9 protein-coding genes are annotated in these 12,063 nt (G+C 70.2%); 1 reads left to right on the top strand and 8 read right to left on the bottom strand.

Annotated elements, in window-relative coordinates:
- Positions 1–104 precede the first annotated feature (104 nt).
- On the bottom strand, positions 105–1,940 hold the full coding sequence (locus ACFYZL_RS02795) for a phosphoenolpyruvate carboxykinase (GTP) (RefSeq protein ID WP_384751176.1): 1,836 nt from the start codon (positions 1,938–1,940) through the stop codon (positions 105–107).
- 220 nt (positions 1,941–2,160) lie between these two features.
- Between ACFYZL_RS02795 and ACFYZL_RS02790 the strand changes: the two genes are divergently transcribed.
- Positions 2,161–2,829 (top strand): hemolysin III family protein, encoded by a 669-nt coding sequence (locus ACFYZL_RS02790; RefSeq protein ID WP_384751179.1) that lies wholly within the window; start codon positions 2,161–2,163, stop codon positions 2,827–2,829.
- A 57-nt stretch (positions 2,830–2,886) separates the two neighbouring features.
- Here the strand turns inward: ACFYZL_RS02790 and ACFYZL_RS02785 are convergent, their stop codons facing one another.
- The 7 genes from ACFYZL_RS02785 to ACFYZL_RS02755 form a co-directional block, all read right to left on the bottom strand.
- A complete protein-coding gene (locus ACFYZL_RS02785) occupies positions 2,887–3,651 on the bottom strand; it encodes a hypothetical protein (protein ID WP_388675425.1) in 765 nt (254 codons plus the stop codon).
- A gap of 80 nt (positions 3,652–3,731) precedes the next feature.
- Positions 3,732–3,998, bottom strand: a complete 267-nt coding sequence (locus tag ACFYZL_RS02780; RefSeq protein ID WP_384751185.1) for a protealysin inhibitor emfourin — start codon at positions 3,996–3,998, stop codon at positions 3,732–3,734.
- 3 nt (positions 3,999–4,001) lie between these two features.
- Positions 4,002–5,021, bottom strand: coding sequence for a M4 family metallopeptidase (locus ACFYZL_RS02775; RefSeq protein ID WP_384751226.1), 1,020 nt, complete (start codon positions 5,019–5,021; stop codon positions 4,002–4,004).
- Positions 5,022–5,262: 241 nt separating this feature from the next.
- Complete coding sequence (locus tag ACFYZL_RS02770) at positions 5,263–7,686, bottom strand: galactose oxidase-like domain-containing protein (RefSeq protein ID WP_384751196.1); 2,424 nt, start codon at positions 7,684–7,686, stop codon at positions 5,263–5,265.
- A 45-nt stretch (positions 7,687–7,731) separates the two neighbouring features.
- A complete protein-coding gene (locus ACFYZL_RS02765) occupies positions 7,732–8,898 on the bottom strand; it encodes a glycosyltransferase (RefSeq protein WP_384751199.1) in 1,167 nt (388 codons plus the stop codon).
- A 6-nt stretch (positions 8,899–8,904) separates the two neighbouring features.
- Positions 8,905–10,608: an ArnT family glycosyltransferase gene (locus tag ACFYZL_RS02760; protein WP_388675420.1), complete on the bottom strand. Its 1,704-nt coding sequence runs from the start codon at positions 10,606–10,608 to the stop codon at positions 8,905–8,907.
- A complete protein-coding gene (locus ACFYZL_RS02755) occupies positions 10,605–11,936 on the bottom strand; it encodes a glycosyltransferase (protein ID WP_388675417.1) in 1,332 nt (443 codons plus the stop codon). Before ACFYZL_RS02755 ends, ACFYZL_RS02760 begins: the two co-directional genes overlap by 4 nt.
- Positions 11,937–12,063: the final 127 nt, after the last annotated feature.

Here is a 12,063-nt window from a genome sequence, read left to right as displayed (position 1 = left end):
CCGGGTGCTGCGGTGGGCGCCGCTTGGTCGGGGGCTCCCACAGCGGTGGGCGCCGCTTGGTCGGGGGCTCCCACGTTCTTCGTCCCGGTGCTACCGGGTTCGGGCTATCGGCCCAGGCGCTCGACGAGCGCGTGGTACTGGTCCCACAGCTCCTTCGGCGTGTGGTCGCCGTAGGTGTTCAGGTGCTCGGGGACCAGGGCGGCCTCCTCGCGCCAGACCTCCTTGTCGACGGTGAGGAGGAAGTCCAGGTCCTCGGCCGGGAGGTCCAGGCCGTCGAGGTCGAGGGAGTCCTTGGTCGGGAGGATGCCGATGGGGGTCTCGGTGCCCTCGGCGGTGCCGTCGAGGCGGCCGACGATCCACTTCAGGACGCGGCTGTTCTCGCCGAAGCCGGGCCACACGAACTTGCCCGCGTCGTTCTTGCGGAACCAGTTCACGTAGTAGATCTTCGGGAGCTTGGACTGGTCCTTGTCCGCGGCCACCTTGACCCAGTGGGCCATGTAGTCGCCCATGTTGTAGCCGCAGAACGGCAGCATGGCGAAGGGGTCGCGGCGCAGCTCGCCGACCTTGCCCTCGGCGGCGGCGGTCTTCTCGGAGGCGATGTTCGAGCCGATGAAGACGCCGTGGTTCCAGTCGAAGGACTCGGTGACCAGCGGCACGGCGGAGGCGCGACGGCCGCCGAAGAGGATCGCGGAGATCGGGACGCCCTTGGGGTCCTCCCACTCGGGGGCGATCGTCGGGCACTGCGAGGCCGGGACGGCGAAGCGGGCGTTGGGGTGGGCGGCGGGGGTCTCCGAGTCCGGAGTCCAGTCGTTGCCCTTCCAGTCGATGAGGTGCGCGGGCGCCTCTTCGGTCATGCCCTCCCACCACACGTCGCCGTCGTCGGTGAGCGCGACGTTGGTGAAGACGGTGTTGGCGTACATCGTCTTCATGGCGTTGGCGTTGGTGTGCTCGCCGGTGCCGGGGGCGACGCCGAAGAAGCCGGCCTCGGGGTTGATCGCGTAGAGGCGACCGTCCTCGCCGAAGCGCATCCAGGCGATGTCGTCGCCGATGGTCTCGACCGTCCAGCCGGGGATGGTCGGCTCCAGCATGGCGAGGTTGGTCTTGCCGCAGGCGGACGGGAAGGCGGCGGCGACGTACTTCGTCTCGCCCTCGCCGGCCGGCGGGGTGAGCTTGAGGATCAGCATGTGCTCGGCGAGCCAGCCCTCGTCGCGGGCCATGACGGACGCGATGCGCAGGGCGTAGCACTTCTTGCCGAGCAGGGCGTTGCCGCCGTAGCCGGATCCGAAGGACCAGATCTCGCGGGTCTCGGGGAAGTGCGAGATGTACTTGGTGGTGTTGCACGGCCACGCGACGTCCGCCTGGCCCTCTTCCAGGGGGGCGCCGAGGGTGTGCACGGCCTTGACGAAGAAGCCGTCGGTGCCGAGCTCGTCGAGGACGGGCTTGCCCATGCGGGTCATGGTGCGCATGGCGACCGCGACGTAGGCGGAGTCGGTGATCTCGACGCCGATCGCGGAGAGCTCGGAGCCGAGGGGGCCCATGCAGAAGGGGACGACGTACATCGTGCGGCCCTTCATGGAGCCGCGGAAGATCCCCTTCTCGCCCGAGAAGAGGTCCTTCATCTCCGCCGGGGCCTTCCAGTGGTTGGTCGGGCCCGCGTCCTCTTCCTTCTCGGAGCAGATGAAGGTCCGGTCCTCGACGCGCGCGACGTCGGACGGGTCGGAGGCGGCGTAGTACGAGTTCGGGCGCTTGGTCTCGTCGAGCTTCTTGAACGTGCCCTTGGCGACGAGCTCCTCGCACAGGCGCTCGTACTCGGCCTCGGAACCGTCGCACCAGACGATGCGGTCGGGCTGGGTCAGGGCAGCGATCTCGTCCACCCAGGAGATCAGTCCTGCGTGGGTCGTCGGGACGGAAGTGGTGGGAGCCGCGTTGTCGCGCGCCACGATTGCTCCTTGTTGAGGGGTTTGTTTGGTGTAGGCCCCGTGGGGGCTGCGACCCGGACGCTTCGCGCTCCGCTCATCCGGTGTCGACCGCACTCATCTGATCATCCGGTGGATGTGCGCATATGTCCAGAGGGCCTCTCACGTGAGCATCGCCACGTCCGTCAATCTTCCGTAAAGAGGACCAAGGGAAAGCTACGGACCCGTAGGTAGCATGTGGCCCATGACTTCTGACGCCGCCGCCGCACCGGCAGAGCCGGAGGCCAAGCCGCTGATGCGCGGCTGGCTGCACACCGGAATGTTCCCCGCCGTGGTCGTCGCGGGCCTGGTGTTGATGGCCTTCACCGACTCGACGAAGGCGCGCGTCGCCTGCGGCGTCTACATCCTCACGGCCTGCCTGCTCTTCGGCGTCAGCGCGGTCTACCACCGCGGTACGTGGGGCCCGCGCGGCGAGGCGATCCTGCGACGGCTCGACCACGCCAACATCTTCCTGATCATCGCGGGCACCTACACGCCGCTGACCGTGCTGCTGCTCCCGCCGTCCACCGGGCGCAGCCTGCTGTGGGCGGTGTGGATCGCGGCCGCGGCCGGCATCGCCTTCCGCGTCTTCTGGGTCGGCGCCCCACGCTGGCTGTACACCCCCTGCTACATCGCCATGGGCTGGGCGGCCGTCTTCTTCCTCCCCGACTTCATGCGCACCGGCGGCATCGCCGTCCTCGTGCTGGTGATCGTCGGCGGCCTGTTGTACAGCGTGGGAGGGGTCATCTACGGGATGAAGCGGCCCAACCCGTCCCCCCGCTTCTTCGGTTTCCACGAGGTCTTCCACTCGCTGACGCTCGCGGCCTTCGTGGCGCACTACGTCGGCATCTCGCTCGCCGCCTACTCGCACTGACCGGCGCCGGTCCGGCCCGACCGCCCGCGGGCGAGGGCGCGGCCGCGGCCGCGTCGGTCAGGGCTTCAGGTCGCGGGCGAGGGCGGTCAGCACCGTCCGGGTCTTGGTCTCACCGGTCTGCGGCAGGGTGAGACCGCGCTCTTCCAAGGCCTCGCCGAGCCGGTCCTGCGCGCCGGCCGCCTCGCCGAGGTCCGCGCGCACCGACACCTCCAGGAACCGCAGCCCGTTGCCGGTGGTCCACTCCTCGATCGCCACGGAGCCGGGCAGGCCGTCCCAGTCCTGCTTCCACTTGACCGCGTGCACCGGGCCGAGCGCCGTCAGGCCGTCGAGGTCGTCCACCGCCGTCCCGGCGGCCTCCAGCAGTTCCAGCTGCGGATCGATGAGCGTGCCGTCGAGCCCGCCCGCCTCCGCTTCGAGGGCCGCCGCGAACTTCCGATCGGCCTCCAGCGAGGCCGACAGCACGGGCGTGAACGCGGGTCCGGCCCTGTCCTCCTCGGCCCGGAATTCCCAGTCCTCCTCTTCCCGCTCCTCCTGCCACTCGCCCGGAAGCGGGGGGCAGGGGCGCAGTTTGACGGTGAGGTCCGCCTTCCGCTTGGAGTCGGGGCCTTCCTCGTCCCGCCGCAGGCGCAGGATGAGCCCCCGGTCCAGCAGGGGCAGCGAGACTCCGGCGCCGGCCGCCTTCTTCGGTCTGTCCCAGAAGTGGATGACGCGGGCGCGCCCCTCGTCCCGGTCGAGCTCCAGGGCGTCGAAGGCCGCCTCCGCCTCCCCTCCGGCAAAGCTGATCTTGATCTCTGCGGCCGTGGCCGTGGGCGACTGCCTCATGATGCCGTTATCGCACGACGGGCCGGGGCCCGCATTCCGGTGGGTCGCCCCGTCGGCGCACCGGAATGCGGGTGACCCGGCTAGGAGCCGTCCCGCAGGACCCGTTCGACCAGTTCCTCCTGTTCCTCGGTGATCTTCGGGTCGGCGAATTCGACCGTGCGGTCGTCGACCGTGACGGAGTACCGGTAACCGTCGGGTACCACCGCCACGGGCCCCGGACCCGTCTGGGTGAGGACCGCGGTCGCGAGGCGCTCCAGCTCGGCCGCGTCGGGCCGACCGGTCGTGTCCAGTTCGGCCTTGACCGGGAACCCGGCGAAGCCGCCGCTCCTGGTCACGCGGATGTGCACGGCTCAGCCATGGTTGTTGCCGTTGACGCCGACGTGGGCCCACGCCTTGAGGACCGCTTCCAGCTCCAGCCCCTGCCCGAAGCGCTTCTTCGTGGACTCGACGGTGGCCTGGGCGAACTGCCGGAAGGTGGCTCGCCTGGGCAGCTCGCCGGAGGTGAGGGTGTCGTACCAGATCCGGCCCGCCTTCTCCCAGGCGAAGCCGCCGATCTGGTTCGCGATCAGGTAGAAGGCGTGGTTCGGGATGCCGGAGTTGATGTGGACACCGCCCTCGTCGAAGTCCACCTCCTGGAACTTGTCCATGTGATCCGGCTGCGGGTCCCCGCCCGGCCAGACCCGGTCGTCGGTGAAGGCGGTACCGGGCGCCCGCATCGAGCGCAGGGCCTGCCCTTGGATCAGGGGGGTGAAGAGGCCGGCGCCGATGAGCCAGTCGGCCTCCTCCGCGGTCTGACCGCGGGTGAACTGCTTGACGAGGCTGCCGAAGACGTCGGAGACCGACTCGTTGAGGGCGCCGGACTGGTCCTCGTAGACCAGGTCGGCGGTGAACTGCGTGACCCCGTGCGTCATCTCGTGGGCGACGACGGCGGGATCGAGCGTGAAGTCGTTCCAGACCAGCCCGTCCCCATCGCCGAAGATCATCGCTTCGCCGTCCCAGAGGGCGTTGTTGAACTTGCGGCGGAAGTGGACGGTGGCGTCCAGCGGCAGGTTGGCGTCGTCGATCGAGCGGCGCCCGTAGACCTCCTTGAAGAAGGTGAAGGTGAGACCGAGGAGGTTGTAGGCCCGGTTGACCGTGCCGTCCAGCACCGGGTCTTCTCCTTCGGCCCTGACCTGATCGCCGGGCAGGTTCCTGGTGTTGTGGGTGTCGAAGACCGTCCGTTGGAGGACGGCCGGCCCCGCCGGGACCGCGCCCTCCACCTCCCTGGGCGCCTCCTTGCGCTTCTGCCGGATCTCGGCGTCGGCGGTGAGGGTCTTCTCGGCGGCCTCACGGATCCTGGGGTCGTCGGCTTCGGTCAGTCTTTCGAGCATGTAGGGCGGGAGGATGCCGCAGACGCAGCGCTCGGATTCCGTCGCTCTGTGTTCCCCGCCGGCGGGGATGTGAGTGGTGTCCACGTCGAACGAAGGTGGCGGCCCCGGAACGCGGAGGTCACGCACCGCCCCGGATTCTCACCCTCACGCGCCGCCCGATTGGTCCGGATGGTCCTGTACGCACGAGGGCCCGGCCGCTGTGTGCGGCCGGGCCCCGGTCATGCGCGTGCTTCGCGGGCCGCTAGCAGGTGTAGCCGTCCCGGTCCTGGTCGAGGCGGAGCGGGTCGCTGCCGTTGACCTTCATCCGCTTCGGGTACTGGTGGGCGGCCAGCCAGTCGCAGCGGGCCTTCGTCGTCTCCTTCACCTCGGCCGGGAAGCGCGTCGGCACGCACACGTTGACCGTGCCGTAGTGCCGGTCGCAGCCCGCCACCGTCGGCGCCACCGGGGCGGAGTCCCGCCGGCCCGGGTTCTCCTTCGCGGGCGCCAGCTCGTTCGCGAAGGTGTGCTCGTGCGCGGTGGGCTGATCGGCGCCGGCCGCCGCCGCGAGCGCGGGCGGGCCGCCCAGGTGCACCCACTGCGCGATGGACGGGACGCCGTTCGCGTCGACCGCGAACAGCATGTACCAGCCGGGCGGCGCCAGGTTCGGGTTGCTGGTGACGTTGAGGTCGATGGTGGTGCCGTTGACGACCGTCATCGGCAGGTCCACGAACCGCTGGTTGGGGTCCGAGGAGTGGGTGACCGCCGCCGGCCGGATCAACTCCGCCTTGGCGACCGCCCTGTTCACGGTGATCCGCTGCGTGTCCCCGTACACCCACTGGTTGTCGATCACCGAAGTGATCTGCGGGCGGGCCCCCTTGAACAGGTAGGGCGGGGTGTAGATCGACACGTTGTGGTTGTAGGTGCCGTTGCCCGGGTTGTCGCCCACCGACATGACCCGGCCGTCCGGCAGCAGGAACGAACCGGAGTGGTAGGTCCGCGGGATCGGGTCGGTGGCCAGGCCCGCCTGGTAGGTGTTGGTGGTCGGGTCGAAGAACGAGGCCTCGTAGACCGGGTCGGCCCGGTCGTGCAGCCCGCCGCCCGTCTCCAGCACCTTGCCGTCCGGGAGCAGCACCGCGGACACGAACATCTTGCCCTCGGCCCCGGTCTGCGGCCGCTTGCCCGCACCCTGGTCGACCTGGCCCTGCGGCAGGTCGGGGCCGGCCGTGTAGGTCGGGCTCGCCGCCTTCAGGTCGATGATGTCGGTGAGGCGGTTGGCCGCCGGGTTGCGCTCGTTGTTGCCGCCGCCGATGGTCAGGACCCGCTGGTCCTGCGCGGGCGGCAGCAGCACGCTCGCGGACTCGTCGCGCTCGTCCTTGTTCCGCAGGCCCGGCACGTCGGTGATGGTGTTGGCGTCGTAGTCGTAGATCGAAGAGCCGGTACCGGGCGTGCCGTTGCCGAAGGTGTGGCTGCCCGAGTAGAAGAGCCGCCCGTCCTGCATGAGGATCATCGACGGGTACAGGCCCCAGTACGACCAGGTCTGGTTGACCTCGTTCATCGGCAGCCACTTGTTCTGCGCGGCCGAGAACTTCTCCGCGGTCACGTTGCCCGTGGAGTCCTCCTTCAGACCGCCGAAGGAGATCACGTCACCGTTGCCGAGGATGGTCGCCGACGGGTACCAGTGGCCGCCGTTCATGTCGTTGGTCTTCGTGTACGTCTCGGTCGTCGGGTCGAAGGTGTACGAGTCCTTCAGCCCCTGGTAGCCGATCTTGCCGTCGGCGGACGGGTACCCCTTGTTGCCGCTCATCACCAGGACCCGGCCGTCGGACAGTTGCACGTGGCCCGAGCAGAACATGTCCACCGGCGTCGGGATCGTCTTGACCGTCCCGTTCACCGGGTCGTAGACGGCGGAGGTGAACGTGCCCGCGTTGAACTGGGAGATGTCGTTGCCCGACCCGGCGATCAGCAGCACCTTGCCGTTCTTCAGGACGACGGCGTGCATCGAGCGCACGGGGTTCTTGGTGGCCATCACCTCCCACTTGCCCTTGGCGCACTCCTCGGCCGTGCCCGTGCAGGACGGCTGCGGCGGGACAGCGCCCACTTCCTCCAGCGCGTAGTCGTCGGTGGTGAGCGTGCCCACCCCGTAGACCGATATGCCCCAGGCGATCTTGTCGGTGTTGGGCGGGACCGCCGGCGTACGGACCTCCGTACGCGCCCACGCCGCGCTGACCGGCGGGTTCTGCAGGTCGGTCCAGTACTGCCAGCCGGCCGTCGTGTCGTGGCGGAACACCGTCACCGACACGTCCGGGGTGTTCGACTTGTACCAGGCGGACAGGTCGTACTGCTTGCCCGGCGTCACCGTCGGCGCGCACGCGGCGTTCTCGGTGACCAGGGCCTTGCGGTCGCCGGAGACCCGGCGGGTGAGCGTGACCTTCATCGCCTTGGTGCCGGTGTGCGCGTCGGCGACGGTCGCGAAGGTGAAGTCGTTGTCGCCCCAGCCGGACTTGTTCCAGCAGGACGGCATGTCGGAGCCGGGCGCACCGGCCGTCTCGAAACCGGGATTGGAGAGCAGATTGGGCGCTCCGGCCGTGGCCTGCTGCGACGCTGTCATCAGCAGGCCCGCGGTCATCGCCCCGACGGTCAGCAGGGCGGCCCGCCGCCCCGCCCTCCGCCGGATCTTCGGACGCATGAAAAGTTCCCTTCTGTGCGGCTCGGCTGGGCTCCTGCGACGCCGCTACGCCTTGGGCGCCTTGCGCGGCAGGTAGACGAGGGCCTCCGTCGCCGCGAACCGCAGCACGAAGGTGGTGACCAGCGCGAGGGCGGTGGCCGGCAGCACCGCCATCCCCAGCTTCGCGACGAACACCGCGATCAGCGGGATCCGCAGCAGCAGGTCCGCGTTGGCGAGCAGCGCGAACCGCCCGACCCGGTCCGCCCAGTGCCGGTGCCGCCTGCGGTCACGGAAGAGCAGCACCTCGATGAGTACGAAGTTCCACAGCACGCCCGCCTGGTTGGCGAGGATCTCCGCCGGGAGGTAGTGCATCCCGGCGTGCGTCAGCAGCCACAGCGCGACCAGGTTCGGCACGAAGCCCGAGAGCCCGATCAGGCCGAAGCCGATCATCCGCGCCAGCGGTGTGGCCGAGCGCAGCGAAGCCAGGTGCGCCAGGAAGCGCATGCCCTCGCGTGCCGTGGACTTGGACTCGCCCGAGAAGCGGTCCTGGAAGACGAACGGCACCTCGGCGACCTTGCCGGGCCGGCAGCGCACCGCCAGCTCCAGCAGGATCTTGTAGCCCAGCGGCTTGAGGGCGTCCGCGGTGACCACCGAGCGGCGCATCGCGAAGAAGCCGCTCATCGGGTCGCTGATCCCGCGCAGGGCGCGCGGGAAGAGGCCCTTGGTCAGCCAGGTCGCGCCCCGCGAGACCGCGATCCGGTAGCTCCCGGCCAGCCCCGCCCGGCTGCCGCCGCTGATGTAGCGGGAGGCCACGACGAGGTCGGCGCCGGTGCGCACTCCCTCGCCGACGAGTTCGGGCACCAGGTGGGGCGGGTGCTGGAGGTCGGCGTCCATGACGACGACCCAGTCGGTGTCCGCCCGCCGGATCCCCTCCACGACGGCGCCGCCGAGGCCGCCTTCGGGCACCTCGCGGTGCAGCACCGACACCCGGAAGGGGTGGTCGACGGCCGCCTTCTCGATGACGGCGGGGGTGTCGTCCGTGGAGTCGTCCACGAACAGCACGTCGCAGGGCAGGTGTTCGGGGAGCGCGTCACCGAGCCGGCGCAGCAACTCCACGATGTTTCCGGCCTCGTTGAAGGTCGGGATGATGAGGGTGACGCTGTCCGTCAGGGTCCCCGGAGCAGTGAACTCCGCTTCGACCGGGGCATGGAGGGACCTCAGGTCCTCGGTCATGTGCGATCAGCTCCCGGTCCGTTGGTCGGCGGAGGTGGCTCCTGCGGCTCGGCCGGCGGCGTCCGTCCGGCGGATCTCGATGCGGTCCTCACCCTCGCCGAAGACGGCCACAACGGTCGAGTGCTCCAGCGCCGCCTTCACGTTGGGCAGGTCCACGGCGTCGCGTCGCACCGTCGGCGAGGACACCACGTAGTCGATGTCCCGCCAGCCGCGCGGCATCGTCCGGGTGACGGCCGGGTCGAGGTCGGCCTTGTAGAACCAGATGGCCCCGGTCCCCGGTTCGAAGCCGTGGTGCACCGCGTCCAGCCACAGCGCGTCGTCGAGGAGCACCCGGGTGTGCGCCGGGTCGGGCACCTCCCGGCCCAGCCAGGCCGCGGCCTGCCGGTACGGGGCGTTCGCGTCGACGGTGAGCGCGGTGCGGTTGCCCTCGTACCAGCGCGGCAGCACGTACACCGCGGCGGACACGGCGAGCACCACCACCAACGCCCGACGCGCCCACAGCAGTGCACGCCGCTCCTCGGGAGCCCGGCGGCGGCGCAGCACGGCGTGCGTGACGCTGGCCGCGCCCCCGGCGAGGACCAGCGCGAGGAACGGCAGCGCCTGGATCACGTACATCGCCGGGAGGTAGCCGGAGCCCCGCATCGCGACGAGCGCCAGGATCACGCAGGCCAGCGCGGGGCCGGCGAGGGCACGCGCGGTCACGGACCAACGGACGGTGACGATCAGCAGCACCGCGCCGGCCAGCCCGCCCAGCGGCAGCACCGCGTCGTAGTACAACCAGGACCGGAACACCCCGTTCGAACCGGTACCCGGGGTCAGGATGAAACCGGAGCCCGGGCGGCTCATCTGGTAGGTGATGCCGTCGATGAGCGAGACGTGCCCGGCACCGGGCAGCAGCTCGCTGTTGAGGAGGGCGTACAGCGGATACGAGAGGCCTATGAGCGCACAGGCGGTGATGGCCCCCGTGACGGCGAACTTGCGGGTGTCGCGGTGGCTGTGGCGCCACATCGTCACCAGCAGCGCCGGCAGCACCACCAGCATCGTCTCCTTGGTGAGGACGGCGGTGGCGGCGGCCAGCCCGGAGGCGAAGTGGTGCCACAGGTGCCGGCTCGGGGACGCGGCCAGGCAGAAGGCCAGCAGCATCCACATCACGGCGATGTTGTCGAGGAAGATCTCGCGCTGGAGCACCACGGAGAGCGGCGACAGCCCGAACAGGCCCATCGCCAGCCCCGCCGCCCAGCGCGGCAGCCACAGCCGGCGCGCCAGCACGTACATCAGCACGGAACTGGCGGCCGACACCGCGAGCATCGCGAACCGCATCGTCGCGACGGTCATCGAGTCGGGCACGAAGAGCGACGGCAGGTACGTCAGCCCGGCGAGCTGGATCCAGCCGAGCGGCGGATGGTCGTACCAGTACGTGTAGTGCGCGAGGCCGTCGCCCTGCTGCACGGCCCAGGCCTGGGCGAGGTAGGTGCCCTCGTCGTCGCTCAGGGTCGGGAAGTGGGTGATGTTCCAGCCCTGTACGAGGACGATCACCAGCAGCAGGGCCCCGCACAGCAGCAGGTCGGGGCGGGAGGAACGGAACCGCACGAGCGGCCGGAGCGGCGCGGGCCGGACCCCGAGGCCGCCCGCCGGGCCGCGCCGCTGTGCGGGGACGGTGGCGGCGGCCGGGGACTGGAGTTCGGTGGCCGTGGGCAGGGTGGCGTTCACTGGCGGCCGTCCTCTCGGATCGCGGTGGCGGTGGCACCGGCGGTGACGCCGCCACCGGCGGTGACCGTGGAGCCGGCTCCGACGCCGGCCCCGACGGCGACCGGGGCGGCGGCACGCTGAACGGCGGGCGCGGCGACCGGGGCGGTGTTCACCGAGGTCGCGACGGCGTCCAGATGCGCGCCGGTGTGGGTCGTCAGCTCCCACTCGTTGCGACCGCGGTGCTCGCGCCAGACCGCGCGGATCGCCGCGCCGGCCAGCATCACCTGGTAGAAGGGCCCGCCGACGACGAGCTTGACGTAGTGCACGAAGCGCACGCGCAGCCCGTACTGGCGGCCGAAGTCGTGCAGCCCGACGACCTCGAAGACGAAGGTCACCATCGCCGCGAGCATCGGGAGGAAGGTGAAGAACGCGATCCCGACCGGCACGTCGAGGAAGACCGCGACGGCGAAGTTGACCGGGATGATCACCCCGGACGCGGCCTGCATGAAGGGGGTCATCAGCGTGTAGCGGGCCAGCCAGCGCTGACCGCGGCCCGGCAGCTGCTTCCAGTCCTTCTTCCGGTAGACCTGGAGGAAGCCCTGGTTCCAGCGGGTGCGCTGCTTGAGCAGGCTCATCAGGGAGCCGGGCGTCTCCTCGCGGGTCACCATGTCGGAGTCGTACGCGACGACCACCTTCTTGCCGACGGACGACAGCCGCACGCCCAGGTCACAGTCCTCGGCGAGGCAGTTCTGGTCCCAGCCGTCGGCCTCGCGCAGCACGTCGGTGCGTACGAAGACGGTGTTGCCGCCGAGCGGGATGAAGCCCTTCTCCGCGTGCAGGTGGAGGCGGGAGCGGAACCAGAAGAAGTACTCCAGGCAGTTGCGCAGGCTGTACCAGCTGGAGTGGAAGTTGATGAGCTGGACCCCGCCCTGGACCACGTCCGCCTCGGTGGAGCGGAAGGCGTGGTCGACGTGGGCGAGCAGCTCGGGGTGGACCTGGTCCTCGGCGTCGAAGACTCCGACGATGTCGCCCCGGCAGTGCGGGAGGGCGGTGTTGAGCGCCTTGGGCTTGTTCTTCGTCTCGTGGTGGTCGACGACGACCCGCACCCGGTCGGGCGCACGGCCCGCGGCGCGTTCGGCGACCGCCGCGGTCTCGGGGTCGTCGTGACCGACGATCACGATGATCTCGTAGTCGGTGTGGCTCGATTCCAGCAGCCGCTCGATGGTGTGCTCCAGCACCGCCTGCTCGTGGCGGGCCGGCAGCAGCAGCGAGAAGGACAGGCCGCCGCCCCCGTCCGGGCGGTTGAAGCGGGTCGAGGCGAGCACCTCGGGGGTGCGCCACGCATGCATCTGCCACCAGAGCGTGAACGCGGCGATCCCGAAGAGCGCAAGCGAAATGACCGTAATGAACACAGCGGTGAACAAGCGTCCCCCCACAGGCGTGCCGCAACCCCGAGCGGCGATCGTCTAACCCCCC

The organism is Streptomyces sp. NPDC001717 (assembly GCF_042892775.1).
Taxonomy (GTDB): Bacteria; Actinomycetota; Actinomycetes; order Streptomycetales; family Streptomycetaceae; genus Streptomyces.
The sequence above is the reverse complement of the archived record's forward strand: the minus strand, read 5'-3'. Positions and strand labels throughout refer to the sequence as shown.